The 26567-nt window shown below is 71.7% G+C and carries 24 protein-coding genes; 8 read left to right on the plus strand and 16 right to left on the minus strand.

Annotation, left to right across the window (positions count from 1 at the left end):
• Positions 1-59 precede the first annotated feature (59 nt).
• Complete coding sequence (locus ACZ7OO_RS00755) at positions 60-1616, plus strand: alpha/beta hydrolase (protein ID WP_471500120.1); 1557 nt, start codon at positions 60-62, stop codon at positions 1614-1616.
• Positions 1617-1678: 62 nt separating this feature from the next.
• Here the strand turns inward: ACZ7OO_RS00755 and moeZ are convergent, their stop codons facing one another.
• The 12 genes from moeZ to ACZ7OO_RS00815 form a co-directional block, all read right to left on the minus strand.
• A complete protein-coding gene (gene moeZ / locus ACZ7OO_RS00760; protein WP_352219791.1) occupies positions 1679-2857 on the minus strand; it encodes an adenylyltransferase/sulfurtransferase MoeZ in 1179 nt (392 codons plus the stop codon).
• A 63-nt stretch (positions 2858-2920) separates the two neighbouring features.
• Positions 2921-3670 carry a spherulation-specific family 4 protein gene (locus tag ACZ7OO_RS00765; RefSeq protein WP_471500122.1) on the minus strand — a complete coding sequence of 250 codons (750 nt, stop codon included), beginning with the start codon at positions 3668-3670 and terminating at the stop codon, positions 2921-2923.
• The gene (locus tag ACZ7OO_RS00770) at positions 3658-4617 is read right to left on the minus strand and encodes an NAD-dependent epimerase/dehydratase family protein (RefSeq protein WP_471500124.1); all 960 of its coding nucleotides are present in this window, start codon (positions 4615-4617) and stop codon (positions 3658-3660) included. The genes ACZ7OO_RS00765 and ACZ7OO_RS00770 overlap by 13 nt, the downstream gene beginning before the upstream one ends.
• 181 nt (positions 4618-4798) lie before the next feature.
• A complete protein-coding gene (locus ACZ7OO_RS00775) occupies positions 4799-6139 on the minus strand; it encodes a hypothetical protein (RefSeq protein ID WP_471500126.1) in 1341 nt (446 codons plus the stop codon).
• Positions 6136-7863 carry a glycosyltransferase gene (locus ACZ7OO_RS00780; RefSeq protein WP_471501212.1) on the minus strand — a complete coding sequence of 576 codons (1728 nt, stop codon included), beginning with the start codon at positions 7861-7863 and terminating at the stop codon, positions 6136-6138. The genes ACZ7OO_RS00775 and ACZ7OO_RS00780 overlap by 4 nt, the downstream gene beginning before the upstream one ends.
• A gap of 266 nt (positions 7864-8129) precedes the next feature.
• The gene (locus ACZ7OO_RS00785; RefSeq protein ID WP_471500128.1) at positions 8130-9722 is read right to left on the minus strand and encodes a dipeptide ABC transporter ATP-binding protein; all 1593 of its coding nucleotides are present in this window, start codon (positions 9720-9722) and stop codon (positions 8130-8132) included.
• Positions 9719-10717, minus strand: coding sequence for an ABC transporter permease (locus ACZ7OO_RS00790; protein WP_471500130.1), 999 nt, complete (start codon positions 10715-10717; stop codon positions 9719-9721). Before ACZ7OO_RS00790 ends, ACZ7OO_RS00785 begins: the two co-directional genes overlap by 4 nt.
• Positions 10714-11823 carry an ABC transporter permease gene (locus tag ACZ7OO_RS00795; RefSeq protein WP_471500132.1) on the minus strand — a complete coding sequence of 370 codons (1110 nt, stop codon included), beginning with the start codon at positions 11821-11823 and terminating at the stop codon, positions 10714-10716. Before ACZ7OO_RS00795 ends, ACZ7OO_RS00790 begins: the two co-directional genes overlap by 4 nt.
• A 4-nt stretch (positions 11824-11827) precedes the next feature.
• Positions 11828-13546, minus strand: coding sequence for an ABC transporter substrate-binding protein (locus ACZ7OO_RS00800; RefSeq protein WP_471500134.1), 1719 nt, complete (start codon positions 13544-13546; stop codon positions 11828-11830).
• Between the two features lie 163 nt (positions 13547-13709).
• Positions 13710-13802, minus strand: coding sequence for an Ms4533A family Cys-rich leader peptide (locus tag ACZ7OO_RS00805; RefSeq protein WP_352219783.1), 93 nt, complete (start codon positions 13800-13802; stop codon positions 13710-13712).
• 56 nt (positions 13803-13858) lie between these two features.
• Positions 13859-15631 carry a DUF3152 domain-containing protein gene (locus ACZ7OO_RS00810; RefSeq protein ID WP_471500136.1) on the minus strand — a complete coding sequence of 591 codons (1773 nt, stop codon included), beginning with the start codon at positions 15629-15631 and terminating at the stop codon, positions 13859-13861.
• A 7-nt stretch (positions 15632-15638) separates the two neighbouring features.
• Positions 15639-16631: an alpha/beta fold hydrolase gene (locus tag ACZ7OO_RS00815; protein ID WP_471500138.1), complete on the minus strand. Its 993-nt coding sequence runs from the start codon at positions 16629-16631 to the stop codon at positions 15639-15641.
• Between the two features lie 274 nt (positions 16632-16905).
• Here ACZ7OO_RS00815 and ACZ7OO_RS00820 point away from each other — a divergent pair, with 274 nt between their 5' ends.
• From ACZ7OO_RS00820 to ACZ7OO_RS00835, 4 genes are all read left to right on the plus strand, one after another.
• Entirely contained in the window at positions 16906-17136 is a 231-nt protein-coding gene (locus tag ACZ7OO_RS00820; RefSeq protein WP_471500140.1) for a hypothetical protein, read from the plus strand.
• Positions 17137-17302: 166 nt separating this feature from the next.
• A complete protein-coding gene (locus tag ACZ7OO_RS00825; RefSeq protein WP_362569462.1) occupies positions 17303-17944 on the plus strand; it encodes a TetR/AcrR family transcriptional regulator in 642 nt (213 codons plus the stop codon).
• Positions 17945-18094: 150 nt separating this feature from the next.
• On the plus strand, positions 18095-18322 hold the full coding sequence (locus ACZ7OO_RS00830; RefSeq protein WP_352219778.1) for a DUF3107 domain-containing protein: 228 nt from the start codon (positions 18095-18097) through the stop codon (positions 18320-18322).
• A 175-nt stretch (positions 18323-18497) separates the two neighbouring features.
• Positions 18498-18770 (plus strand): hypothetical protein, encoded by a 273-nt coding sequence (locus ACZ7OO_RS00835; protein WP_351705238.1) that lies wholly within the window; start codon positions 18498-18500, stop codon positions 18768-18770.
• A gap of 38 nt (positions 18771-18808) precedes the next feature.
• Here the strand turns inward: ACZ7OO_RS00835 and ACZ7OO_RS00840 are convergent, their stop codons facing one another.
• Entirely contained in the window at positions 18809-19555 is a 747-nt protein-coding gene (locus ACZ7OO_RS00840) for a ferritin-like fold-containing protein (protein WP_471500142.1), read from the minus strand.
• 537 nt (positions 19556-20092) lie between these two features.
• On the opposite strand from ACZ7OO_RS00840, the gene ACZ7OO_RS00845 reads away from it, so the two are divergent.
• Both ACZ7OO_RS00845 and ACZ7OO_RS00850 read left to right on the plus strand, forming a co-directional pair.
• Positions 20093-22558: a DEAD/DEAH box helicase gene (locus ACZ7OO_RS00845; protein ID WP_471500144.1), complete on the plus strand. Its 2466-nt coding sequence runs from the start codon at positions 20093-20095 to the stop codon at positions 22556-22558.
• Between the two features lie 144 nt (positions 22559-22702).
• A complete protein-coding gene (locus ACZ7OO_RS00850; RefSeq protein WP_471500146.1) occupies positions 22703-23581 on the plus strand; it encodes an alpha/beta fold hydrolase in 879 nt (292 codons plus the stop codon).
• Here the strand turns inward: ACZ7OO_RS00850 and ACZ7OO_RS00855 are convergent.
• On the minus strand, positions 23578-24480 hold the full coding sequence (locus ACZ7OO_RS00855; RefSeq protein WP_471501214.1) for an NYN domain-containing protein: 903 nt from the start codon (positions 24478-24480) through the stop codon (positions 23578-23580). The two genes, ACZ7OO_RS00850 and ACZ7OO_RS00855, sit on opposite strands and share 4 nt — an antisense overlap.
• Before the next feature lie 162 nt (positions 24481-24642).
• On the opposite strand from ACZ7OO_RS00855, the gene ACZ7OO_RS00860 reads away from it, so the two are divergent.
• Positions 24643-24795 (plus strand): hypothetical protein, encoded by a 153-nt coding sequence (locus tag ACZ7OO_RS00860; RefSeq protein ID WP_351704745.1) that lies wholly within the window; start codon positions 24643-24645, stop codon positions 24793-24795.
• Positions 24796-24947: 152 nt separating this feature from the next.
• Here ACZ7OO_RS00860 and ACZ7OO_RS00865 read toward each other — a convergent pair whose 3' ends face one another.
• Both ACZ7OO_RS00865 and ACZ7OO_RS00870 read right to left on the minus strand, forming a co-directional pair.
• Complete coding sequence (locus tag ACZ7OO_RS00865) at positions 24948-25553, minus strand: MarC family protein (protein WP_352219773.1); 606 nt, start codon at positions 25551-25553, stop codon at positions 24948-24950.
• A gap of 138 nt (positions 25554-25691) precedes the next feature.
• On the minus strand, positions 25692-26549 hold the full coding sequence (locus tag ACZ7OO_RS00870; protein WP_471500148.1) for a PHP domain-containing protein: 858 nt from the start codon (positions 26547-26549) through the stop codon (positions 25692-25694).
• Between the last annotated feature and the right edge of the window lie 18 nt (positions 26550-26567).

Consider the following 26567-nt stretch of genomic DNA (forward strand, 5'->3'; position numbering starts at 1 on the left):
ATGACCTGACCGCTTTCCGCGACGAACCTGCGGAGAGCCTGTGAGGGGGGTGTGGGCGCATGTTGCGTTTTGCACGGTGGGCGGCCGCTGTTGCCGCCGGGTTGCTCGTGGCCGGGTGCGGCGGTGGGTCGTCCGGCGCGGGCGGGGACGAAGGAAAGACACGGTCCGAACAGCCGTCACCTTCTTCTGCCGCCTCGGCCACCTCTGCCGCTCTGCCCTCCTCTCTCACCTCCCAGAAGCTCGACTGGGGCCGCTGCAAAGCCACTTCGGACTCCGTCGCGCCCGGTGGGGAGTGGCGGTGCGCGACGCTCAAGGTGCCGCTGGACTGGGCGAAGCCGGACGGGAAGACCATAGGGCTGGCGCTGATCCGGGCGAAGGCGAGCGGGGGCTCGGGCAAGCGGCTCGGTTCGCTGCTGTTCAACTTCGGCGGCCCGGGCGGCTCGGGCGTCTCGATGATGCCGTACTACGCCACCACCGTCTCCACGCTGCGCGAGCGGTACGACCTGGTGAGCTGGGATCCGCGCGGGGTGGGCGCCAGTGAGGGGATCCGGTGTCGCGGCGACAAGGACATCCAGTCCGCCGAGTCGATCGACGCCACGCCGGACACGACGGCGGAGGAGCAGGCGTACTTCCAGGACGCCGCCGCCTTCGGCAAGGGCTGCGAGACGGCGGCCGGCGAGCTGATCGCGCATGTCTCGACGACCGACACGGCCCGGGACATGGACCTGATGCGCCAGGTTCTCGGTGATTCGAAGATGCACTATTTCGGTATCTCGTACGGCACCGAACTGGGCGGCGTGTACGCGCACTTGTTCCCGAAGAAGGTGGGACGGCTGATCCTGGACGCGGTGGTCGACCCGACCGCGGACTCGGTCGGACACGCGAAGAACCAGGCCCAGGGCTTCCAACGGGCTCTGGACGACTACCTCAAGTCCACCGGGCAGGACCCGCAGCAGGGTTCGCAGAAGATCGTGGACCTGCTGAAGAAGCTCGACGCAAAGCCGCTCGCGACGTCCTCCGGGCGGAAGCTGACCCAGACCCTCGCGGTCACCGGTATCGTCCTGCCGCTGTACAGCAAGGACAGCTGGCCCACGCTGACCAGCGCGCTCCAGGCGGCCGAGGACGGCGACGGCTCGGAGCTGCTGTCGCTCGCGGACCAGTACAACGAACGTGACTCCTCGGGGCACTACGGCACGACCACCCACTCCCAGCGGGTCATATCGTGCCTGGACGACAAGCAGCGGCCCACGCTCGCCCGGACGAAGGAACTGCTGCCCGAGTTCGAGAAGATCTCGCCCGTCTTCGGCGACTTCCTGGGCTGGGACACGGCCGGCTGGTGCCACGACTGGCCGGTGGCCGGGGAATACGACACCCCCGAGGTGAGCGCCCCGGGCGCGGCCCCGATCCTGCTGGTCGGCAACACCGGCGACCCGGCGACCCCGTACGAGGGCGCCCGGAGGATGGCGAACGAGCTGGGCAAGGGTGTCGGCATCGAGCTGACCTGGAAGGGCGAGGGTCACGGCGCCTACGGCAGCGGGAGCGACTGCGTGGACTCGACGGTGAACGCCTATCTGCTGAACGGCTCGGTCCCGAAGGACGGCAAGGTCTGCTCATGACGGAGGCGGGGGCTCCGGGCGCCTGCCGCACCCGAAGCCCCCGCCCACCGCGGAGACCGTCCTCAGTAGACCGGCTTCTCCGGCTCGATCTGGTTGACCCAGCCGATCACGCCGCCGCCGACGTGGACGGCGTCCGCGAAGCCCGCGGACTTCAGGACCGCGAGGACTTCCGCACTGCGGACACCCGTCTTGCAGTGCAGGACGATCTTCTTGTCCTGGGGCAGGCCCTCCAGGGCGGTACCGAGAAGGAACTCGTTCTTCGGGATCAGCTTGGCGCCCGGGATGGAGACGATCTCGTACTCGTTCGGCTCACGGACGTCGATGATCTCGATGTTCTCGCCGTCGTCGATCCACTCCTTGAGCTGCTTGGGAGTGATCGTCGAGCCGGCGGCCGCCTGCTGGGCCTCCTCGGAGACGACACCACAGAAGGCCTCGTAGTCGATGAGCTCGGTGACGGTCGGGTTCTCGCCGCAGACCGCGCAGTTCGGGTCCTTGCGGACCTTGACCTGGCGGTACTGCATCTCCAGGGCGTCGTAGATCATCAGGCGGCCGACGAGCGGCTCACCGGTACCGGTGAGGACCTTGATGGCCTCGGTGACCTGGATGGAGCCGATGGACGCGCACAGCACGCCCAGCACGCCGCCCTCGGCGCAGGAGGGGACCATGCCCGGCGGCGGGGGCTCCGGGTAGAGGCAGCGGTAGCAGGGGCCGTACTCGGACCAGAAGACCGAGGCCTGGCCGTCGAAGCGGTAGATCGAGCCCCAGACGTACGGCTTGTTGAGCAGCACGCAGGCGTCGTTCACCAGGTAGCGGGTGGCGAAGTTGTCCGTGCCGTCGACGATCAGGTCGTACTGGCTGAAGATGTCCATCACGTTCTCGGCCTCGAGCCGCTCTTCGTGAAGGATCACGTTCACGTACGGGTTGATGCCCTTGACGGTGTCACGGGCGGACTCGGCCTTGGAGCGGCCGATGTCGGCCTGGCTGTGGATGATCTGGCGCTGCAGGTTCGACTCGTCGACCTCGTCGAACTCCACGATGCCGAGGGTGCCGACACCGGCCGCGGCGAGGTACATCAGCGCCGGCGAACCCAGGCCGCCGGCGCCCACACAGAGCACCTTGGCGTTCTTCAGCCGCTTCTGCCCGTCCATCCCGACGTCGGGGATGATCAGGTGGCGGGAGTACCTGCGGACCTCGTCTACGGTGAGCTCAGAGGCTGGCTCGACCAGGGGTGGCAGCGACACGGGGACTCCGTTGATCGGTCAATCACTACAGTTGTTCTCCCTGTAACACTGCCACGGCCATCATCATTCCGAGACACCTGTCCCGACCCGCGAGACGATCTCGTCCCAGTAGCCGGGCATGTTCTCCCAGGGGTCCACGCGGCCGCCGTGATCTGTGCGGTCGGTGAAGTAGATGGTGGCGGCGCCCTGCCAGCGGGCTATGCGCAGTGCCTCGTCGAGGTGGCCGCGGGGCACGCTGTGCACGAAGTGGCAGAAGCGGTCCGGCGGGTAGTCCGCGGTCCACTCGGCGACGTGGGACCAGCGGTAGTCGCTCCATGGGCCGGCGAAGGTCACCAGTTGGTCGGCGTTCTCGGCGTAGCCCGGGTGGGGGTGGGTGCCGTGGCCGAGGACGATATGGAGGTCGTCGCCGATGGTGCGGAGCGCGGCGACGGCGCGGCGGATCCCGGGGAGCGCGCTGCGCTCGCTGGGACAGCGGTTCAGCACGAAGCCGTCGACGCGATACCAGTCGTAGTAGCGGTGGGCATCGGAGATCAGGTCGCCCTGAGGGCGGGCGCCGTAGGTGGTGTCCAGGTGGCCGAGGACACGGACGCCCGCGTTGCGGAGCCGGCCGGCCGACTCCAGGCAGTGCGGGTCGGGGCGGCTGCCGGGGCCGTTCGCCACATTGAGGACGACCCAGTGCAGAGGGGTGCCCGGGCGGGTGAGTTCGGCCCACTGCGCCGGGGCGAGGAGGGGGTGGGCGTAGCCGGGGATGCCGAAGGCGGTGCGGACGCCGGTGGTCGCGGCGCCCGCCCTGGTGCTGGTCAGATGCGGCATGCCGCCTCCATCCAGATGTCCGCGAGGGACTCTTCGAGGTTGATACGGGGTCGCCAGCCGAGGCGGTCGCGGGCGCAGCGCACGTCGGCCTGCTGCCAACTGCCGCAGCCGTCCGGGTACGGGTACGCGACCGTGGCCGCGTGGTCGGGGTCCAGGCGGGGGTGGCCGATGGGGCCGCGCAGTGGGCCGGGCGGGCCGTCGAGTTCGTGCAGGGCGCCGCCGTATCCGGCGACCCGGGCGAGGACCCCGGCGGCGTCGCGCAGACGGATGGCGCGGCCGGAGCCGATGTTGATGACGCCCTGGGCGGCGGAGAGCGAGGCCGCGTGGACGGCGCGGGCGACATCGCGTACGTCGATGAAGTCGCGTTGGGCGCCGAGGCCGCCGAGTTTGAGTTCGCCGTCGCCGGACTGCATGGCGCGGCGCATGGCTTCGGCGAGGCGGCCGAGCGGGGAACCGGCCGGGGTGCCGGGCCCGGCGGGCGAGAAGACGCGCAGGACGACCGCGTCCAGGCCCGACCCGAGGACCAGTTCGGTGGCGGCGAGCTTGCTGACGCCGTACGGGCCGCCGGGGCGCGGTACGGCGTCCTCGGCCGTGGAGGAGCCGGGCTGACTCGGGCCGTACTCGGAGCTGCAGCCGATCTGCACCAGGCGGGCGCCGCAGCCGCTGCGACGCAGGGCCTCGCAGACGGTGGCGACGGCGACGGTGTTGTGCCGGGTGAGTTCCCGGGCACCGCCTCGGGTGGCGCCGGCGCAGTTCACGATGACGCCCGGGTGGACCGCGTCGAGGAAGCGGGTGAGCGCGCCGGGGCTGCCGGTGGCGAGGTCGAAGCGGACGTCGGCGTCGTCACCGCGGCCGAGCGCGGTCAGCTGGACGGCCGGGTCGGCGAGCAGCCGGTCGGCGACGAAGCGGCCGAGGTATCCGTTGGCTCCGATCAGCAGAACCCTCATCGCTTGGCTCCCGGGGTGTGCGCTCCGGCGACTCCGGTGGTTCCGGACGCTCCGGGTCCGGGTCGGGAGGTGGTCATCTGGTGGTCTCCTTCAAGGGGTGATGCGGTTGCCTTCGGCGGGGTGCCGGATGCCTGCCGCCGGGACGGCACGGCGAGGCAGACGAAGAGAACGGCGGCTCTGCTCACTCCGGGTCTCCGGTCGGCGCGTGGGCCGAGGCCCGGGTGAGGGTGCGGGTCGCCTGGAACAGCAGCGCCAGGGCGGCGGCGCCGCAGACGAGAGCGGGGACGCCGCCCGCGCCCCACGCGTCGGCCAGGGCCTCGACGGGGGCCGCCAGGAAGGCGCAGCCGGGCAGCCGGCCGACCAGGACCAGGCCCACGGCGGCCGCCTCGGTGGCGGCGGCGAGGGCGAGGGCGGGGCCCTGCGGGACGTTGTGGACGGTGAGGAGGCGGGCGGGCAGGAGGAGGGCGCCGAGGGTGAGGGCCTCCGGGTAGCCGGCGGGTTCGCCCAGGCCCGCGCCGCACAGGGCGAGCAGGACGGTGAGGACACCCAGGTAGAGGGCGAACGTGCCGAGCAGCAGCGGCTGTACGGCCCCGGTGAACTCCTCCAGGCCACGGCTGCCCGTGAGCCTGCGGCGGGCACCCGCCGTGAAGAGGTGGGCGCTCCAGGCCGCCGGGGCGCAGGACAGGGCGACGGCGAGGACGGGCGCGGTGGTCACCGGCCAGGGGCCGTGCGCGGCGCCGGTCGGGAGGGCGTCGGGGCCGCCGTCCAGGACGGCACGCAGGAGGCCGTTGCCGAGGAGGGCGTAGGCGAGGAGCCAGCAGGTCCACACGCGCGTGCCGGTCACGGTGTGCCGGGCGAGGGTGCCCGCAGGCACCGCCAGGGGGCCGCGGCGCAGGGTCAGACCTGCGGCCAGGGCGAGAGCCAGCATGCCGGCGGCCGCCACCAGGAGACGCGGGCGGCCCTCGGTGAGCCGTACGCCGGTCACCACCCCCACGCCGACCGCGCCCGGCAGCAGCGTGAGCAGTGCCCAGTCGGCGCGCACGCGGGGCGCGGGCGCCGGTTCCGGGCGCGGGCGCCGGTCGCCGTCGCGGGGCACGCGCGCGTAGAGCTCCTCGGCGAGTGAGAAGACGTCACGGTGCCGGAAGCGGGCGGCGGTCCGGTCGGTGACGCCGTGTGCTTCCAGGCCGGCCGCGATGTCCAGCGGGTCGACGGCACGCTCGCAGAGCGCGCGGTGGCGGTGCATCAGCGCTTTCACGGGGTCGGCACCGCCACGTCGTTGGGTGGGTCTGCGGCTGCCCGCGGTGTCCTTGGCGGTCGCCATGCCGCCCGAGAAGCCCCCGCCGGACATCGCAACCGGCCTCGGCGACCCGCTCCCGGACAGTGCGTCCTCCGAGCCGCCCTCGGCCACGCCCGGGAGCCATTCCTCCGACCGCGCGTCCCAGGCGTCGGCGCCGCCGGGGCGCCCGGGCCGGTCCAGCTCGCCCAGACCGCCGTTCACGGTGCCGTCCTCGTCGCCGTTCACAGGACGCCCTCCGTGGCCGCGAGCGGGATGGCCCGTACCGGGGTCGGCCGCAGTGGGGCGCCCAGGGCCCAGCCGGGGCCGCCCCGGTTCACGACGCGCGCCGTGGGGCCGGTCCAGCGGCCGGGGACATGGGCCTCGGCCGGAGCGGCGAACGGCAAGGGCTCGCCGGCCTCGTCGAGAACGACCCGGCGCACCGGGCAGTGCGAGACGATCTCCAGGTAAATGCCGTGAAATGCCGCGATGTTCTGCTCGACGGTGAACAGTTCGAGCGCCCGGGCGCGCGCAGCAGCTCCGAGGCGCTCACGGCGCTCGGGGTCGCGCAGCAGCGCCACGCACGCCTCCGCGAGCGCCCGCGGATTGCGCGGGGGTACGACGAGACCGGTGCCGCCGATGACCTCCACCACGGCGCCGACGTCGGTGGAGACGGTCGCGCGGCCGCAGAACATCGCTTCGACAAGGCCGACCGGGAAACCCTCGACGACGCTGGAGAGGACGACGACGGCCCCGGAGGCGTAGGCGTCGGCGAGGGTCAGTGCCTCCGGGCCGCCGATCTCCTCGAAGGCGACCGGGTTGTCGCCGACGGCGTGCACCCCCTCGGCCTCGTCCGGGAAGAGCTGGGCGGCGAGTGCCTTGCAGTGGCCCAGGTAGGCCTCGCCCTCTGGTCCCGCCGGTGCGCCCACGACCCGTAGCCGCGCCTTGGGCTCCTCCTTGCGGACCTCCGCGAAGGCGTGCAGCAGCGACACCAGATCCTTGGACGGCTCAATGCGGCCGACCCACACGAGCGTGTCCGGGTCGGCCCGGTCCGGTGCCTCGCCGACCTCGGCGAAGCGGGAGGCCTCCATGCCCGGGTGGACGGTGCGGATGCGGGCGCGGTCGGCGCCGCAGCGCTCCTGCCAGCGGCGGGCGTGCGCGTTGCCGGGGGTGATGATCGCGGCGCGGGCGTAGACCTCGGCGGCGAGCCGGCCGTGGAAGGCTGCGAGCAGGGCGCGCACGGCCGGGGTGGCCGCGTCGGGGCCGGCGGCGAGATAGTGCGAGCGCAGTTGCACGCCGTACTCGGTGACCAGCAGCGGCACGTCGGAGAAGTGGCGGGCGAGCAGGCCCGGCAGGGCGGCCGGGCCGCCGGCGGTGGCATGGCAGAGGTCGGCTGCGCCGAGGCCGTCGTCGCCGTACCAGTCGAGTGAGAGGGGGCGCAGGGTGCGTTCGAGGTGCGCGGCGACGGCGAGTAGGTCCGGCACGCGCGCGTCGCGCGCCGTACCGAGCGCGCCGGGTGCGCGGCAGGCGCGCTCCAGTGTGCGCACGGCGGCGTCGGAGCGGAGTGCGCCGACCAGTCCGCCCTCGTCACGGGCGAGTTCGGCGAGTCCGTAGAGCGCGCCGCCGAAACGGTCCGCCAGATGGCCGGGGTCGGCAGCGGAGCCGTCCGGACCGCCTGAGCCGTCCAGGCCGCCCGGTCCGGCGGAGCCGGCGATGCCCGGACCGGCGCACAGGACCCCCGCCAGTTCCCCGTAGCACTCGGCGAAGCGCCGGCGTGCGCGCCGGCCGTACCCGACCCCGTCCTCCTCGGCGGTCCACAGGGGTGCGGTCCGTACCCGGCTGACGTGTGGCGGCAGAGGCAGCCAGCCCTCGTCCTCCTGGCGCCTGCTGCGGCTGAGCGCGTAGAGGTCGAACTCGTGCTGCCCGAGCCCGCGCACGAGCCGGTCGCACCAGAGTCTGGCGTCACCGCTCACATACGGATAGCCACCCTCCGTAAGCAGTCCGATGCGCACGTGTGCACCCCCGATCGATCTCCCGTATGGGAGCCACCGTTGCCTCGGTGGCTCGCAGCGGGACGAACGTATGCGGACAAGGCGGCGGCGCGACGGACGGTTGTCCATCGCGCCACCAAAAGGGGTGAACGGTCGTAACTTTCCCGTGCGGGTCGCGTTCGGTCGCGCTATGAGATCAGTTGACAGCGAAACGTCACATCAGGACATCCCCAGGACCAGGAGAAACGTCACGCCGACGCCAGTTCCCGCCGGGCCGCCCGTCGCCGGGCCGCGGCTTCCGGGTCGAGGGCGGGTACGGCGGCCAGAAGTTGCCGGGTATACGGGTCCTGTGGGTTGTCGTAGACCTCGTCGGCGGGCCCGGTCTCGACGATCCGGCCGCGGCGCATCACCGCGACCCGGTCACTGACCTGGCGGACCACGGCGAGGTCGTGGGCGACGAAGACGAGCGCGAGGCCGAGTTCGCGCTGGAGTTCGCCGAGCAGGGCGACCACCTGGGCCTGGGTGGTGACGTCCAGCGCGGAGACCGGCTCGTCGCAGACGATCACGCGCGGGTCGGCCGCGAGCGCCCGCGCGATGCCCACGCGCTGGCGCTGACCACCGCTGAACTCGTGCGGGTAGCGCTCGTAGTGCGCCCCTTCGAGCCCCACGCGCTCCAGCAGTTCGATCACGCGCCCCCGGATGCGCCTCCCGTCACGCTCTCCACGCGCGCGGAGCGGATCGGCTATCGATTCCCCCACAGTGCGCCGGGGGTTGAGGGACGACACCGGATCCTGGAACACCATCTGGACGGCCGGCCGCACGCCCACGCGCGCGTGCCCCTCGTAACGGACCTCCCCCGCCGTCGGCTCCAGCAGCCCGACCAGCATCCGGCCGAGCGTCGTCTTGCCGCTGCCGCTCTCGCCGACGATGCCGAGGGTCTCGCCCCGACGGACGGTCAGCGAGACATCGTCCACGGCCGCGAACGCCCTCCTGCCGCGGCCGAATTCGCGCCGCAGCCCTGACGCCTCCAGCACGACCTCCTCCGACGCCTGTGAGGGCGCGCGCACCGCGTCCACGCGCGGGACGGCCAAGAGCAGTTCGCGCGTGTACGGCTGCGCGGGCGCCCCGAGCACGCCGGCGACCGGGCCCTGCTCGACCACGCGCCCGTGCCGCATGACGAGCACCCGGTCGACGCTCTCGGCGGCGACGCCCACGTCGTGGGTGACGAGCAGCAGCCCCATGCCGGTCTCCGCGCGCAGGGTGTGCAGCAGGTCCAGGATCTGGGCCTGGACGGTCACGTCGAGGGCGGTGGTGGGCTCGTCGGCGATCAGCAGGTCGGGCTCGCAGGCGAGCGCCATGGCGATCAGCGCGCGCTGCCGCATGCCCCCGCTGAACTCGTGCGGGCGGGACCGGGATCGGCGCGGGGCGTCAGGGATGCCCACCCGGTCCAGAACCTCCACGGCACGCGCGCGTGCGGCCCGTCGCGACACGCGCGTGTGCACGCGGTACACCTCGGCGATCTGGTCGCCGATCGCGTAGTACGGGTCGAGGGACGACAGCGGGTCCTGGAAGACCATCGCCGCCTTCGCGCCGCGCAGCCGCCGCAGTTCCTCGTCGGAAGCCGCCTGTACGTCGGTGCCGGCGACCTCGATCGTGCCGCCGACCCGTGCGCCCGTGCCGCGATGCAGCCCGAGCAGGGCCGAGGCGACGGTGGACTTGCCGGAGCCGGACTCGCCGACCAGCGCCAGGGCGGCGCCCGCCGCCAGGCCGAAGGAGAGCCCGTCCACGGCCCGCAGGTCGCCGAACTCGACGGTCAGATCCGTGACTTGGACGAGACTCACGTCAGTACCACCCGTCGGTCGGCCACCGCGTAGAGCACGTCCGCGACGGCGTTGGCGATGACCACGAAGAAGCCGATGACCAGGACCATTCCGACGACGACGGGCAGGTCGACCACGTTGACGGCGTGGACGAGTTCCTGGCCGATGCCGGGCAGTCCGAACAGCGTCTCGGTGAGCACCGCGCCGCCGACGGCCGAGCCGACGTTGTTGGCGTTCAGCGCGATGACCGGCGCGAACGCCCCACGCAGGGCGTGCCGGCCGACGATCGCCCGCTCCCCGACGCCGTACGCGCGGAAGGTGCGGATGTGGTCCTCGGCCAGCGTCTCCAGCATCGACGACCGGGTCAGCCGGGCGAAGGAGGCGGCCTCGACGAGGGCGAGGGACAGCCACGGCAGCAGCAGGTTCCACGCCCATTGTTCGGGATCGTCGGTGAAGTTGACGTACTGCGGGAAGGGCAGCAGTTGCAGTTCGCCGCAGACGACGATCATCAGCACTAGGCCGATGACGAAGACCGGGGTGGCCCAGCCGGCCAGCGTGAGGGCTGTCAGGACGCGTTCGGTGAACCGGCCGCGCCGCCACGCGGAGAGCACGCCGGTGCCGACGCCCAGGACGAGCCAGAGCACCATCGCGCCGAGGACGAGGGAGAGGCTGACCGGGAGCTTGGTGAGGATGATGCTCAGTACCTGCTGGTCGGTCTGGTAGGAGAGCCCGAGGCAGGGCGCCGAGCAGTGCTCCAAGGAGGTGCCGGTCGAGTAGTCCTGGCCGACGAGCAGGCCCTCCAGGAAGTGCCAGTAGCGCACGTACAGGGGGTCGTCGAGCCGCAGTTGCTGGGCCACCTGGTGCACCTGCTCCGGGGAGCAGCGCGGGCCGCAGGTGATCTGGGCGACGTTGCCGGGGGTGGCGTAGAAGACGACGTAGACGATGACCGAGATGGCCAGCAGGGTCACGACGATGCCGATGGCGCGGCGGACCAGGAACCCACCGAAGCCGCTCATGCGGACCCCTCCTCGACGGACGCGGCGGACGTGCCGGAGCCGACGGACCCGGCGGACGTCACGGCCCCGGGTGACCCGGCGGACACGGCGGGCCCGGGCGTCACGGCTCCGGCGGACGCGGTGGCCCTGGCCTCCCGCTTGCGTCCCGTGCCGATGCTCAGCCGGGACGCGGCGCGCGGGTCGAGGGCGATGCGGACGCCGTCGCCGAGGACGGTCAGCGCGAGGACGGTCACGAAGAGCGCGCCGGCCGGGAGCAGCAGGTACTGCGGGGCCGCCTGGTACCAGACGTCGGCGGCGCTGAGCATCTGCCCCCAGGACGGCGTCGGCGGCTTCACGCCGACGCCGAGGAACGACAGGGCCGCCTCGGTACTGATGTTGACCGGGATCAGGATGGACGCGTACGTGATGACCGGCGCGGCCAGCCCCGGCAGGAGCTCACGGCGGGCCACGCGCCAGGTGCCCCAGCCGCTGAGCCGCGCGGCGGCGACGTAGTCGAGCCCCTTCAGCGTGAGCGTCTGGGCGCGCACGATCTTCGCGATGTTGCCCCAGGCGATGAACCCGATGACGAGGGTGACCAGGACGGGCCGCGGGAAACTCTGCGGGACGATCGCGAGCAGCGCCAGTGACATGACCATCAGGGGCATCGCGACGAAGATGTCGGTGAACCGGCTCAACAGTTGATCAACCCATCCACTGCCGAGCGCGGCAGCCACCCCGACGAGGAGCCCGAGAAGGACCTGGATCACGGTCGCCGCCAGCGCGACACCCAGGGAGATTTGGGCGCCGTACACCAGACGGGCGAAGAGATCCCGCCCGGTCTGCGGCTCCACGCCCAGCCAGTGGCCTGCGCCGATGCCTCCGAAGGAGCCGACCGGCACGCCTCCGCGCGCGGAGTCGACCAGGGACGGGTGGTAGGTGGTCGGGTCCTGGCCCTCGATCGCGGTGAGCAGGGGCGCCGCGAGCGCGACCAGGACGAGCAGCGCGACGACGGCCGCCGCGACGAGGGCGGCGCGCCGGGTGCGCAGCCGCCGCCAGAACTGACGGGCCCCCGAGGTCCCCGAGGCGAGCGCCTCGGGGACCTGGGCGGCGACAAGTGCCTCGCTCACGGCGCTACTTCACCGCGACCTGGGAGATGTCCAGGACACCGGTCCAGTCGCTGATCACGACGTTCCTGATGTCCTTGCCGACCAACCGCTTGTAGACGGGGTGGAACAGCGGCACGGTCAGCGCCTGCCCGGCGATCTTCTTGTCCAGTGCGCCCCACCGCTTGGCGGCCGCGTCAAGATCGGTCAACTTGTTGATCGCGTCAATCTCGGCATTGACCGAAGCATCGTTGAGCAGACCCGTGTTGAAGTTCGCTCCATCCTTGACGATCTGCCGGCCGTCGAAGATCGGAGCGAGGAAGGGACCGCCGGACGGCCAGTCGGCACCCCAGTGGGCGAGGAAGAAGCCCGGCTCCGTCCTGACACTGTGGATCTTGTCCTTGTAGTCGTTCTCCTCCAGGCCCTGCAGCTTGACCGTGATGCCGGCCTTCTTGAGCGCGTCCTGGACAGCGGTCGCGATCTCCGGGCTGGTCTCGAAGTCCTTGCTGTTGGAGTGGGTCAGGGTCACGGTGAGCCCGTTCGGGTAACCGGCCTCCTTCAGCAGCTCCTTTGCCTTGGCCGCGTTGCCGGTCTCGCCCGAGGGGAACAGGTCGTACGGCGTGTAGCCGAAGGACTTCTGGTTCGGCAGGAAGGTGGTCGCGGCCTCGGCGAGCGCGCTGCCGCCTGCCGCGTTGATCACGGACGACCGGTCGATGGCGTACGAGATCGCCTGTCGCACCTTGGCGTTGTCGAACGGCTTGACCGTCGGGTTGAACGCGATGTAGTTCGTGTAGCCGAAGTGGCCGGTGCCGACCCGCGCGGCCAGGTCCTTGTCGCCGGTCACCTCGGCGAGTTCGGCCGGACCCAGGTTGGTGTCCGTCGTCACGGCGGCAGCGTCCGCGCCCTGGGACGCCGACAGCCGCTGGTTGATCACGGAGGAGTCGAGCCCGGAACGTACGTCGACGGTGTCCGGGTAGGCCTTGCGCTGGTCGTCGACGGCCGAGGACCAGTACGTGTTGCGCTCCAGCACCAGGTGCTCACCGTCGTTCTCGTTCTTCACGACCTTGTAGGGGCCGGACGAGATCGGGTGCTCCTCGTACTTGGTGCCCGTGTCCTTGGCCTTCGGGACAGGCGTGAACTGCGTCTGCGTGGCCAGGTACGGGAACTCGCCCTCGGGCTTGTTCAGATGGAAGACGATCGTGCGGCTGTCCGGCGTCTCGATCGCCGAGAGCCCCTTCTTGTCCTTGTACGGCCCCTGGTAGTCGGCCGCGCCCACCAGCCAGTCCCGCAGGTAGGGCGCGCCGCCGGAGAGTTCGGGGGCGAAGGAGCGCTCGATGCCGTACTTGATGTCGGCGGACGTGATCGCGGTCCCGTCCTCGTACTTGAGGCCCTTCTTCAAGGTGTACGTCCACACGGTCGCGTTCTCGCTCGGGCGGCCGGTGTCGGTCGCCAGGTCGGGGACGACCTTGGCGCCGGCGGCGCCGTTCGCGCGGTTGCGGGTGGTGAGCGTACGGAAGATCAGGGAGGGCACGTTTCCGCCGCCGGAGGTGTAGAGGCGGGCGGGGTCGAAGTCCGACTGGGGCTGGGAGTTCAGGACCGTGAGCGTGCCGCCCTTGTGCGGCGTGGAGTCGCCACCGGAGCCGTTGGCATCGTTGTCCTTCGGCCCGCAGGCGGCGGCGCCCGCTGCCACGACCAGGCTGACGGATGCCACGGCCATACGGCGCGCTATGGCGGACGGTTGACGCATCGGAATGACGACCTCTCGGAAGGCATGTCTCGGCTAGTGAGACAGATTGACGAGCAGTGAGACGCAATTGAACAGACGTCTGCCCGGGCGTCAGGTCGTCGAAAAAGCCGTGACCGAGTCACGGCGACGGAGAGATCGCGACGCGAACGCCCAGGGGCGAGCGTCAGCGACAGTGAATGTCGGCCACGCAGAGCGCGGTCACGCCGATGAGCGCCAGCTCGATGGCAGCGCGCGCGGAGACGTGAAGGGTCGACATGCCCAGAAATATGTATGAACTTTCCGCTCATGTCAATGTGATGTATGCGCCACCCGTCAACTCCTGGGAAACGGCCAAGGGTTGGGCAGACAGTGGATGCCGTCGTGGTCGAGGAACTTGGTCTGCTGCTGCATGACCGGCGCCAGCTCGCCGTCCTTGTCGCAGGTCACGTGGCCGTAGCCGAGCCGGTGGCCGACCTCGTGGTTGATCAGCATCTGCCGGTAGGCGTGCATGCTGTCTCCGTATGTCTTGCTGCCCTGCGCCCACCTGTATGCGTTGATCATCACGCGTTCGGTGGCGGCCGAGTCGCACGACACGTTGTCCTCGGTCGTGTCGAGACCGGACTTGGCGCACCACTTGGCGGTGGTTCCGGGGCTGGCGAGCGTGATCACGAAGTCCGGCTTGCCGGAGTAGATGCGCTCGAAGGTGCGCGCGCCGTTGTGGGCCCAACTGCGGTCGTCGTTGAGCGTCTTCTGCACGGCCGCGGCGAACAGCTCGCCATCCAGCCCGAGTCCCTGCTCCACGTCGACGCGGTAGGTGTACTTCTGCCCCTTGCCGGACCCCTTGGCGCCCCCGGGCACGGCGTCGAACTTCCCGGACCCGGCCAGTTCGGCGCCGAGCGGGTACTTCTTGTCCATAGCCTGCTCGTACGACAGCGTCGCCACGCTCGGCGAGGCGGTGACGGAGGCGGACGGTGTCGTACGGCCGTTGCCGCGCGAGGCGGGACCGTCGGTGGCCCGTGCGTCGCCGGCGGCCGACTGGGACCGTACGGCGCTGTCACCGCCGTCGGCGACCTGGCCGGCGACGATCACCGCGAGCACGGTGGTGACGGCGGCGGCCGCAACGCCGGCGAGTGCCCGGCCCTTGCCGCCCTTGGGCTGCGCGGGTTCACCGGTGGGCGGAGCGTCGTCATCGCCGTCGTCACCGTCGCCGTACGGCTCGGAGGCGAGCGGGGATGTGGACCGACCGGGGTCGAGCGGGGATGTGCGCGGGCCGGAGCCGGGGGGATACGTTTCCGCGCGCTGGGCGCCGATGCCGACGCCGGGGCGAGGCGTGAAGACGTCGGCGTCCTCGCCGAAAGCGTCGAGGTAGTCCTGCCGGGGCCCACCGGGCCCGCTCCGCCGCTGCCGTGGTATCGACGGCCCGGCCGCCCCCGAGGCGGCGGCACCGGCCTGCCCGCCCACCTCACCCCAGCCACCGCCCGCTTCCCGCTGCTGGGGGTGACCGCCACGGGCCCGGGGGACGCCATGGGCGGGGGTCCCGTCCAGGAAGCGGGGAACACCGTGAGCCGGAGTGCCGTCAGGGAACCGGGGCACGCCGTGGGCGGGCGTACCGTCCGGGAACCGAGGCGCCCCCTGCGCGGGCCTACCGTCAGGGAACCGGGGCACGCCGTGGGCGGGCGTACCGTCCGGGAACCGAGGCGCCCCCTGCGCGGGCCTACCGTCCAGGAGGCGAGTCACCCCACGCACAGGCGTACCGTCCGGAAGACGCGGGACCCCTTGAGCCGGCGTGTCGTCCGCGGGGCGCGGGACACCGCGGGCAGCTGTACCGCCCGCGAACCGCGGCACCCCACCCACTGGCGTGCCGTCCTGCAAACGCGGCACCCCACCCCCCGGCGCACCAACCTGCAGACGCGGCACCGCACCCGCACCCGTACCGTCGGGCAGACGCGGCGCCCCGCCCGCAGGCGTGCCGTTGGCCGGGCGCGGTATCGATCCGGCGCCCCCGCGCTCGCCCTCCTTGAAGTCTCTCTTCCGGCCCGCACCTATGCCCGATATATCCCCGGCGTCGGCTTTGGGGGCCTGGCCGCGGCGACTGTGGCGTCCCACCCGCCCCTCAGCTCCCCACGCCCGGCGCGACCGTACCGCCGCCCAACCCCTCGGCGTCCGCCAGGAGTTCACGGAACGCCCCGGCCACCGCCTCCGGGTACTCCATCATCGCCACATGCCCGGCGTCGGGCATGGACAGCAGCCGGGAGTGGCGGAAGGTGCGCGCGGCCCTCTGGGCCATGCGGTAGCCGACGAGCTGGTCCCGGCCGCCGTAGATCAGCAAGGTCGGGGCCAGGACGCGCTCGGCCTGGCGCCAGAGCCCGTGCTGCCCGCCCAACGTGTACGCGTTGACGATCCCGCGCGCGGACCGCGCCATCGCGTCCCAGAAGTACGGCAGCCGCAGCCGCCGTTCGAGCTCCTCCACCGCGTACTCGAACGCCTCGGGGGTGACCCGGCCGGGATCGCCGTAGCAGAGGGCCAGTACGCCCCGTACGCGCTGTTCGGCGGTCCACCTGCCGGTCGTGCGGGTGAGCAGTCCGGCGACGCCGGGCAGACTGAGCACCACCGTCGGCATGGCCGTGCGCTGCACGCGCAGTTCGGGCAGGGCCGGCGAGACGAGCGTGAGCGTGCGGACGAGGTCGGGACGGACGGCGGCGACGCGCGTGCTGACCGCGCCGCCGAGCGAGTTGCCGAAGAGGTGGACCGGACCGCGGCCTACCGCGTCGAGATAGCGGATGATCGCGCGCGCGTGCCCGGTGACCGAGTAGTCGCCGTCGTCCGGCGGCGGTGAGTCGCCGAAGCCCGGCAGGTCGACCGCCTCGCCGTCCACGACATCTTCGAGCCGCTGCATCAGGTCCGACCAGTTCTGCGAGGAGCCGCCGAGCCCGTGGACGTACAACGCGGACGGCAGGCCCGCGCGCGTGGGCGGCCTGGACCGGATCGAAAGAGTGACACCGGGCAGCCCCACCGACCGCAGCCGCTCGCCCTCCGCGACTCTGACGGCCGCCGCCTTCGGCAGCACGCTGGTGGGCGGCACTGAGGGCAGCTCGGTCGAAGACATGGGCCAATGTTACGAGACGATCACACAGTGATTCGTGTGTTCGCCATCACAGAGCCACCCGGGCGAGCGGCGCCCGAACCGCCGATCGGCCGATCGGCGGTTCGGGCGCCGACGAGCAGTCGACGAGACCGGGTGGGCGGCCGTCGGCGGCATCCCGGGTGAACGGCCGTCGATGACATAGCGTCCGCATCCGGTGTCTCCTACGCTCATAAAGAGGGCACCCGTTTATGACCCCCCGCTTCTGCCAGGGACATTCGAAGGAAGGGAGCCCACCATGGCCTACGACCCCACCCACCCCGACGTGCTCGACGATCTGGAGCCGGAGGCGGAGGACGCCCCGGAGATCGACGTCGAGGCCCCGGAGGGCGACGCAGCCGAGCAGCACACGGACATCGCACCGTCCCAGGACGACCCGCTCACCGATGTGGACAAGGACCGCGCGAACGAGGCCGATCTCATCGAACAGGCGCGGGTGATCTCCCTCGACGAGGACGACTACCGCTGACCACGGGGGGCTCGACGGGTCCACCTGGCCTGTCCGCGTTTCCCGGTGCGGCTTTCGCCGCCGTCCGGTACGTGAAATTCTGCGCTCGCACCGCGCACAGCACGGTTACCGAAAAGTACGATGGCCGGGCGGCGCAATCCGCATGTGGACGATTTAGGGAGGCGGCGTGACAGCCATCGAGCAGACAGAGGCGGCGCGCCCGCGGGGCACTCGCCTGCCGCGCCGTGCCCGTCGGAACCAGTTGCTGGGCGCCGCCCAGGAAGTTTTCGTCGCGCAGGGGTACCACGCGGCCGCGATGGACGACATCGCCGAACGCGCCGGCGTCAGCAAGCCGGTGCTCTACCAGCACTTCCCGGGCAAGCTCGACCTCTATCTGGCTCTGCTGGACCAGCACTGTGACGCCCTCATCCAGGCGGTACGGGGCGCGCTCGCGTCGACGACGGACAACAAGCAGCGCGTCCGGGCCACCATGGACGCGTACTTCGCGTACGTCGAGGACGACGGCGGCGCCTTTCGTCTGGTCTTCGAGTCCGACCTGACGAACGAGCCCGCGGTGCGCGAGCGCGTCGACAAGGTCACCAACGAGTGCGCCGAGGCGATCTGCGACGTGATCGCCGAGGACACCGGTCTCTCGCGCGCCGAGTCGATGCTGCTGGCCTCCGGCCTCGGCGGCCTCGCCCAGGTGGTGGCGCGCTCCTGGCTGCACAGCGACCGCAGCGTCCCGCGCGACCAGGCGGTGCAGCTGCTGGCCTCGCTGGCCTGGCGGGGCATCGCCGGCTTCCCGCTGCACGGCACCGACCACCACTGAGGGGGCACGGACGTGCCGGCACCGCATTCCCGTTCGGTGTTCGCTCCTGGCGTGCACGCCAGGAGCGTGTACGTCCCCTCACCGGGCTAATGTGTGCTGCGTACGGCGCGGAAGGTCGCGCACTTCACTGACCGTCGGAGGGACATAGCCGTGGAGGTCAAGATCGGCGTGCAGCACGCGCCCCGCGAGATCGTGCTGGAGAGCGGTCTCAACGCCGAGGAGGTCGAGCGCCTCGTCGCCGACGCGCTGGCCGGCAAGTCGCAGGTGCTGTCCCTGGAGGACGAGCGCGGCCGCAAGGTGCTGGTCCCGACGGACCGCCTGGCGTACATCGAGCTCGGCGAGCCGACGGTGCGCAAAGTGGGCTTCACCGCGGTCTAGCCACAGCAGCACGGAGGGGCCCGGCGGACACCTCGTCCGCCGGGCCCCTCCGTCGTGTCCGCTCTCCACATCCGGTCCACAAGTCACCCACAGAGGAGGATTGCATTCCGCAGGTCACGGGTATGACGGCCTACGACCGCGAAGCACCCGCCGACCGTGGGAGGGACCCCTCGTGATGCTGCTGGAAGTCCTTGGATCCGCACTGCTCGGCCTGGCTCTGTCATGGGCCGCTGCCAGCCGTCTCTCCCATCGTCTTCCGGCCCGCCCCCTGGTGTTCTCCACGGGCGTCGCGGGAGCCCTCTTCGGTGACTTCGTCACCCACAGCGCGCTGGGCCCGGGCACGGTCCTCGTGAGCCTTCTGGGCGCCGCGATCGTCTCGGCGGCCTCCCTCTCGCTGCTGCTCCGCCCGGCGGGCCGTCATCTGCGCCGACGATCGATCCCGGCGTAGCCCGACGCGCCCGCGGGCGAACAGCCCCGCCCAGGGCGTTAAGCGGCCAGCCCCAGGGCCGCCATCCGCTTCGTGTGCGCCTCGGTGATCCGCGAGAACATCCGCCCCACCTCGGCCAGATCGAACCCGTCGGCCACCCCGCCCACCAGCATGGTCGACAGGGCGTCCCGGTCGGCCACCACCCGCTGGGACTGCGACAGCGCCTCCCCCATGAGCCGCCGAGCCCACAGCGCCAGCCTGCCCCCCACACGAGGATCGGCGTCGATGGCCGCCCGTACCCTGTCCACGGCGAACCCGGCGTGCCCCGTGTCGTCGAGTACGGCCACCACCAGCTCGCGTGTGTCGGCGTCCAGCCGCGCCGCGACCTCCCGGTAGAAGTCACTGGCGATCGAGTCGCCGACGTACGCCTTGACCAGGCCCTCCAGCCAGTCCGACGGCGCCGTCTGCCGATGGAAACCGTCGAGGGCCGCGACGAACGGCTCCATCGCCTGCGTCGCGTCCTCGCCGATCTCCGTCAACCGGTTCCGCAGCCGCTCGAAGTGGTGGAACTCGGCCGACGCCATCTTCGCCAGCTCGGCCTTGTCCACCAGCGACGGCGCCAGCTTGGCGTCCTCCGCGAGACGCTCGAACGCCGCCAGCTCGCCGTACGCGAGCGCGCCGAGCAGGTCCACTACCGCGGCGCGGTACTGCGGGTCGGCGGCTGCCCGCGCCCAGTCCTGGGCGGCGACACCGGTCGGCTCGGCGGAGGCGGTCTCAGGCTTGTCAGAGCTCGTCATGAAGCGCACAATAGCTCGCTCGCCGCCCCAGGGAAGCCCCGAGAAGACCCGAGAAGACCCGGAGAAGTCTCCGGGAAGCCCCTGGTCAACCACTGTGACTACCACGACGTGACCAAATCGGCCATCGCATGTGCACGATTCCGGGGTATGGTGGTAATGCGCCTGCTGGTACGCCGTCGTATTCGGACGTGCCTCGACAGGCCGCACGTATGAGGATGCCCGGTCGGTGGCCCGATCGGCTCCGACCCGACAGCCCTCCCGGCGCGTACGGCACATCGCGTACGACGACCGGAGGGACACCTCAGCGGTACGAGCGCTAGAGCGTCGGCAGAGGTCCCGTGTCATACGGCGTGCCCAAACGGCCCGCCCGTAAGGCAGCCGACGTCCCCCGGCACGGTCCGTCAAAGACCCCCGCGCTCGCCTCGGACCGCGACACACAGAAGAGGCAGCACCCTGACTACGACGTTTCGAGAACTCGGGATCCTTCCCGAGACCGCCGAGGCCCTGGAAGCCGTCGGCATCATCAACCCCTTCCCCATCCAGGAGATGACACTCCCGGTCGCCCTGTCCGGCACCGACGTCATCGGCCAGGCCAAGACCGGCACCGGCAAGACCCTCGGCTTCGGTCTGCCGCTCCTGGAGCGCGTGACCGTCCCCGCCGACGTGGAGGCCGGCCGCGCCGCCCCCGAGGCCCTCACCGACGCCCCGCAGGCGCTTGTCGTCGTTCCCACGCGCGAGCTGTGCACCCAGGTCACCAACGACCTGCTGACGGCCGGCAAGGTCCGTAACGTGCGCGTTCTGGCGATCTACGGCGGCCGGGCCTACGAACCGCAGGTCGAGGCCCTGAAGAAGGGCGTCGACGTGGTCGTCGGCACCCCGGGCCGGCTCCTGGACCTCGCGGGCCAGAAGAAGCTGAACCTGAAGCACATCAAGTCGCTCGTCCTCGACGAGGCCGACGAGATGCTCGACCTGGGCTTCCTGCCCGACGTCGAGAAGATCATCAACATGCTTCCGGCCAGGCGCCAGACCATGCTGTTCTCGGCGACCATGCCGGGCGCGGTCATCGGCCTCGCGCGCCGGTACATGAGCCAGCCCACCCACATCCGTGCCACCGCGCCGGACGACACGGGCGCGACCGTCGCGAACACCAAGCAGTTCGTCTACCGCGCGCACTCCATGGACAAGCCGGAGATGATCGCCCGCATACTGCAGGCCGACGGTCGCGGACTGGCGATGATCTTCTGCCGGACCAAGCGCACGGCCGCCGACATCGCCGAGCAGCTCCAGCACCGCGGGTTCGCCTCCGGCGCGGTCCACGGCGACCTCGGTCAGGGCGCCCGCGAGCAGGCGCTGCGCGCCTTCCGCAACGGCAAGGTGGACGTCCTCGTCTGCACCGACGTCGCCGCGCGCGGCATCGACGTCGAGGGCGTCACCCACGTCATCAACTACCAGTCCCCCGAGGACGAGAAGACGTACCTGCACCGCATCGGCCGTACGGGCCGCGCGGGCGCGAAGGGTACGGCGATCACCTTCGTCGACTGGGACGACATCCCGCGCTGGCAGCTCATCAACAAGGCGCTGGAGCTGGGCTTCCCCGAGCCGGTGGAGACCTACTCGACCTCGCCGCACTTCTTCGAGGAGCTCAAGATCCCGGTCGGCACCAAGGGTGTCCTGCCGCGTTCGGAGCGCACCCGCGCCGGGCTCGACGCGGAGGAGCTGGAGGACCTGGGCGAGACCGGCGGCCGCGGTGGACGTGGCCGGGGCGACCGCGGTGACCGTGGTGACCGTGGCGGGGCCCGCTCCGAGGAGCGCGAGCGCCAGGCCCGCACCCCGCGCCGCCGCCGTCGCACCCGCGCCGGTACGGCGACGGATCCGGCGTCCGGTACGACGTCCTCGGCGCCGAGCGCCGAGTCCGTGTCCCCCGCCCCCGCCGCCGAGTCCGTCACGGCGTCGGAGCCCGCGGGCACCCGCACCCCGCGCCGTCGACGCCGTACGCGCGGCGGGGCAGCGCCTGAGCCGGTGGCGGCCGCGGCCGCCACCCCGGAGATCGTGACGCCGGAGGCGGTCGTCGAGGCCGTCGAGGCCCTGGCGGAGCCGGTCGCTCCGGAGAAGCCGCGTCGCCGCCGGACCCGCAGGTCCGCTGAGGCAGCGGTGATGCCGGCCGAGGCCGCCGAGGTCACGGAGGCTCCGCAGGAGGCCGCCGAGGCCCCGGTGACACCGGTTCGCCGTCGCACCCGCAAGGCCGCTGAGCCGGTCGAGGCGGTGGTGACCACGCCGGAGCCCGAGGTCGTCGCCGACGCCGAGGAGGCGAAGCCGCGCCGCACCCGCAAGACCGCCGCTGCCGCGGAGACGGCGGTGGACACGGCCGAAGCCACCGAGCCCGAGGCCAAGCCGCGCCGCCGCACCCGCAAGACCGCCGCTGCCGCGGAGACGGCGGTGGACACGGCCGAAGCCACCGAGTCGAAGCCGCCCCGTACCCGCAAGACCGCGGCCGCGGCTCCGGAAACGGCCGCCGAGACGGAGACGGAGGCCGTCAAGCCGCGCCGCACCCGCAAGACGGCAGCCGCCGCCGAAGCGGCCGTCGACACGGCCGAGGCCACCGAGTCGAAGCCGCGCCGCACCCGCAAGGCGGCAGTCGCCACCGAGACGGCCGCCACCCCGGAGACCGCCGAGGTCGCGGAGGCCAAGCCCCGCCGCACCCGCAAGACGGCAGCCGCCCCGGAGACCGCCGAGGTCGCCGAGGCCAAGCCGCGCCGGACCCGGAAGGCCGCCGAGGCCGCTGTCGACACCGCCGAAGGTGCGGAGGCCAAGCCCCGCCGCACCCGCAAGACGGCTGTCGCCGCCGCCGCGGAGATTCCGGCGCAGGCCAGTGACGAGCCGGACGTCAAGCCGAGGCGTCGTACCACCCGCAAGGCGGCCGAGTCCGCCGCGACGGTCGACACGACCGACGCGGAGGCGAAGCCGAAGGCCCGCCGGACCCGGAAGGCCACCGCCGCGGCTCCCGAGGCCTGAGCACGCGTCAGGACGGCCCGGCCCACCCTGTGTGGGCCGGGCCGTCGGCGTTCCCGGCCCAGGACCGCCGCCCGCCGGCTGCCCCGCTGTGGGATTCATCCACCGGCCTACGGCCCGTCGCCGTCCGCCGGATAACCTCTCCCCATGAGCAGGCCTCGCACCTTTGTCCCGCCCGCCGGTGCCCGCGCGTACGCGCTCGCCACCGCGCGGGGTGAGTTCGCCGTCATCGACGCACCCGCGGCCGCAGGGGCCGAGCTCAAGGGGATCGCGCTGTTGCTGCCCGGGTTCACCGGCAGCAAGGAGGACTTCAACCCGCTGCACGAGGCACTGGGCGCGCGCGGATACCGGACCGTCGCCGTGGACGGGCGTGGGCAGTTCGAGTCGGACGGCCCGGCGGACGACGAATCGGCGTACGCCCAGGAGGAGTTGGCGCGGGATGTGCTCGCGCAGGCGGCGGCGGTCGGCGACGGCCGGCCCGTGCATCTGCTGGGGCACTCCCTCGGCGGTCAGATCGCGCGCGCGGCCGTGCTCCTCGACCACACGCCGTTCCGCTCGCTGACGCTGATGTCCTCGGGCCCGGCGCAGATCTCCGTCCCCCAGCAGCAGCGGGTGAAGCTGCTGCGGGACGCGCTCGCGGTGATGCCGATGGCCGAGGTGTGGGAGGCCATGCGGGCCATGGACGCACCTGAGGAGCTGGACGAGGGCGGTGTGGAGGACCAGGAGGACCCGGAGGATCTGCGGCGTCGCTGGCTGGGCAACAAGGCGGCCCAACTCCTGGCCGCCGGACGCCAGTTGTGCACCGAGCCGGACCGCGTCGGTGAACTCGCCGCCGTACCGCTGCCGTTCCATGTGCTGTCGGGCGCGCGGGACGACACCTGGCCGCTGCCGCTGCTGGACGACATGGCCCTGCGGCTGCGGGCGCACCGCACGGTCATCGAGGGTGCGGAGCACTCCCCCAACGCCGAAAGGCCGGCCCCCACCGCAGAGGCGATCGCCGCCTTCTGGGACAGGATGAACGGCTAGTACTGCGTCTGGAGGTGCTCCCAGAAGCCGTCCCGGAGGGCCCGGCGCAGGTCGGCCTGGCCGCGCAGGGAGTACTGGAGCAGGCTCTCGGCCGCGACGAGAAGGTCCTGGTCGACGGAGCCCGGCAGGTAGGGATGGCCGGGCAGCAGCTCGACCAGTGCTTCGCTGCCCCGCGAGGACAGCCACTTCGCGGCGATCTGCGCGCCGACGAAACGGACGTCCTCGCGGCTGGGTCTGGTGGCGCCGGCCTCGTAGGCGTGGGCGGTGCGCCGGGCGACGTACGGTTTGAAGAACTCGAGGTCGAGGGTGCGCTGGCTGTCGACCTCCCAGAGCAGCGGCTCGGCCTGGTTGCGGCCCTCGGGCGCCTCGATGCCCCACAGGTGGACACGGGCGCCGTAGCCCTGGGCCGCCTCGACCGCGGAGACAAGGTCCTCGTCGCCGCCGAGCAGGGCCGCGTCGCTGATGGCGCGGTGCCGGGCGAGTGACTCCAGGTCCGTGCGGATCAGGGAGTCGACGCCCTTCTGCTGGTTGTTGGCGTTGAGGTTGCCGAGCCGGACCTTGACGTCGGGCAGTTCGGCGATGGTCTGCTGCTCGGCGGTGTGGATGCGGCGGCGGGCGCCGTCGTACCAGTAGACGCGCAGCAGCCGGCTGTCCGCGAAGATCTGGCGTGCCTTGTCGATGAGCGCCTCGATCAGCCCCTCGGCGTCGAGGTCGAAGGCGCGGCGGTCCTCCGTCCCGGCGACGAGCCGGCCCGTGGCCGCGTAGAGGTAGCCCGCGTCGACGAAGATCGCGTGTGTCGAAGGTGTCTTCGCCACTTCGGCGAGCATGCGGGTGAGCAGCTCGTTCGTGCGGTCGATACGGGCCTTGAGGGCGGCGAGGTCGTCGTTCATCGCCTCCATTGTCCCGGCGGTCACGCTGCGAACACAACCGGTCCCGGTCAGTCTCCTGAACAACCCTTACCGCTCGGTAATTAGACGTTCGAAAATTTTCTTTAGCCAAGGGAATGTTTGTAACACGCAGGCCGTTGACTGCTACGGAACACAAGACGAAGGGAGAGGCAGATGCGCTTCGAAATCAGGCGACTGGACGAAGTCGACGGCACCACCGTGGACTGCACCGTCGTGGACGCCGCCTCCGTCAACAGGATCGTCCAGCAGGCCGCCGCCATCGGGCAGCGACTGTGGATCCGACCGGCCGAGAACCAGGCTTCGTAACCAGACGACAACCGGGCTTCGAGACGAGCTACGAGCCCCGGGCCACGACACACGACCCACACCGACGCGCGGAGCACCGCAGAGTCTTCGGAGCCCCCGTACGGCACGACGCCGTACGGGGGCTCCGCGTCTGTCCGCCCGCCCCGTCCCGTCTACGCGCCCTTGATCACCTGGGTGACGCCGTTGATGATCTGCTGGACGGCGATCGCGGAGAGCATCATGCCCGCGAGCCGTGTCACCAGGACCACGCCACCGTCCTTGATGACCCGGATGATCAGCAGCGAGTACCGCATCACCAGCCACAGCACGACATGGATGGCGAGGATCGCGGTCCACACGGACACCTGGGCGGAGACGCTGCCCGCCTTCTGTACGGCGAGGATGACCGACACGATCGCACCGGGACCGGCCAGCAGCGGCATGCCCAGGGGCACGAGTGCCACATTGACGTCCTTGGTCTGCTTCGGCTCGTCGTTCTTGCCGGTCAGCAGATCGAGGGCGATCAGCAGGAGCAGCAGCCCGCCCGCGATCATCAGCGCGGGCACGGAGACATGCAGGTAGTCGAGGATCTGGTGTCCCAGGAGCCCGAAGACGGTGATCACTCCGCCTGCCACGCACACGGCCTGGAAGGCCATCCGCTTCTGCACCTTGCCGGGCCGGCCGGAGGTGAGGGCGAGGAAGATCGGGGTGATCCCCGGGGGATCCATGATGACGAAAAGGGTCAGGAAGAGAGAGCCGAAGACGGCGACGTCGAACATGCGTGGGCCTTGTGCGTTGGTCGGCGGTGCGGGCGGTCGTGCCGCAGGGCGATGGGGGTCCCCGCGCGTGGGCGGGGCCGGCCCAGGAAAGGGCGGCCGCGGCGTGCTGCGCAGGGAACCGGGGAAGGGGGGCGAGCCTCAGCGTCCGCCGGTGCCCGGGACGGGGAACGCGCCGGTCGCGCGGCGCGTGATCTCCCCGTACACCTCGGGGTCGGTCGTGTACTCGCCCAGCGCCACCGTCTTACGGCTGCCGTGGTAGTCCGAGGACCCGGTGACCAGCAGCCCCAGCTCCGCGGCCAGCCCGCGCAGCCGGACGCGGGCGTCGGCGTCGTGGTCCATGTGGTCGACCTCGATGCCGTCGAGGCCGGCCGCGGCCATCTCGGCGATCGCCGACTCGGGCACCGTACGCCCGCGCTTGGCGGCCGCCGGGTGCGCGAACACACACACCCCGCCCGCCTGCTTGACCAGCCGGATCGCCTCGAAGGGGTCGGTCTCGTGCTTCTCCACGAAGGCCCGGCCGCCGTCGGCCAGCCACTCCTCCGTGAAGGCGTCGCTCACGGTCGGTACGACACCGAGCTCGACGAGCGCGGAGGCGACATGCGGCCGCCCCACGGAACCGTCGCCGGCGATCCGCTTCACCTGCTCCCAGGTGACCGGCACGCCGAGCCCGTTCAGCTTGGCGACCATGCCCTGGGCCCGCGGCACCCGGTCGTCCCGGACCAGCTCACGCTCGGCGAGCAGATCGGGCTCGTCGGGGTCGAAGAGGTAGGCCAGCATGTGCATGGAGACGCCGTCGATACGGCAGGACAGCTCGGCCCCGGTGACCAGGGTGAGCCCCTCGGGCAGCGCGGCGATGGCCTCGCCATGGCCCCGGGTGGTGTCGTGATCGGTCAGCGCGACAACATCCAGCCCGGCAGCGGCGGCGTTGCGCACCAGCTCGGCCGGGCTGTCCGTACCGTCGGAGGCGGTGGAGTGGCAGTGCAGATCGATACGCACGGTGCGGACTCCAGGCAG

Source organism: Streptomyces sp. NPDC111744, assembly GCF_055634995.1.

What these genes read in the sequence shown, in the direction of transcription:
- ACZ7OO_RS00850 (WP_471500146.1), top strand. Translation starts at nt 22,703, where the DNA reads ATGAGCAGGCCTCGCACCTTTGTCCCGCCCGCCGGTGCCCGCGCGTAC.
- ACZ7OO_RS00860 (WP_351704745.1), top strand. Translation starts at nt 24,643, where the DNA reads ATGCGCTTCGAAATCAGGCGACTGGACGAAGTCGACGGCACCACCGTG.
- ACZ7OO_RS00765 (WP_471500122.1), bottom strand. Translation starts at nt 3,670, where the DNA reads ATGCCGCATCTGACCAGCACCAGGGCGGGCGCCGCGACCACCGGCGTC.
- ACZ7OO_RS00790 (WP_471500130.1), bottom strand. Translation starts at nt 10,717, where the DNA reads ATGAGCGGCTTCGGTGGGTTCCTGGTCCGCCGCGCCATCGGCATCGTC.
- ACZ7OO_RS00845 (WP_471500144.1), top strand. Translation starts at nt 20,093, where the DNA reads ATGACACTCCCGGTCGCCCTGTCCGGCACCGACGTCATCGGCCAGGCC.
- ACZ7OO_RS00865 (WP_352219773.1), bottom strand. Translation starts at nt 25,553, where the DNA reads ATGTTCGACGTCGCCGTCTTCGGCTCTCTCTTCCTGACCCTTTTCGTC.
- ACZ7OO_RS00815 (WP_471500138.1), bottom strand. Translation starts at nt 16,631, where the DNA reads ATGTCTTCGACCGAGCTGCCCTCAGTGCCGCCCACCAGCGTGCTGCCG.
- ACZ7OO_RS00770 (WP_471500124.1), bottom strand. Translation starts at nt 4,617, where the DNA reads ATGAGGGTTCTGCTGATCGGAGCCAACGGATACCTCGGCCGCTTCGTC.
- ACZ7OO_RS00855 (WP_471501214.1), bottom strand. Translation starts at nt 24,480, where the DNA reads ATGGAGGCGATGAACGACGACCTCGCCGCCCTCAAGGCCCGTATCGAC.
- ACZ7OO_RS00820 (WP_471500140.1), top strand. Translation starts at nt 16,906, where the DNA reads ATGGCCTACGACCCCACCCACCCCGACGTGCTCGACGATCTGGAGCCG.
- ACZ7OO_RS00835 (WP_351705238.1), top strand. Translation starts at nt 18,498, where the DNA reads ATGCTGCTGGAAGTCCTTGGATCCGCACTGCTCGGCCTGGCTCTGTCA.
- ACZ7OO_RS00805 (WP_352219783.1), bottom strand. Translation starts at nt 13,802, where the DNA reads ATGTCGACCCTTCACGTCTCCGCGCGCGCTGCCATCGAGCTGGCGCTC.
- ACZ7OO_RS00755 (WP_471500120.1), top strand. Translation starts at nt 60, where the DNA reads ATGTTGCGTTTTGCACGGTGGGCGGCCGCTGTTGCCGCCGGGTTGCTC.
- ACZ7OO_RS00800 (WP_471500134.1), bottom strand. Translation starts at nt 13,546, where the DNA reads ATGCGTCAACCGTCCGCCATAGCGCGCCGTATGGCCGTGGCATCCGTC.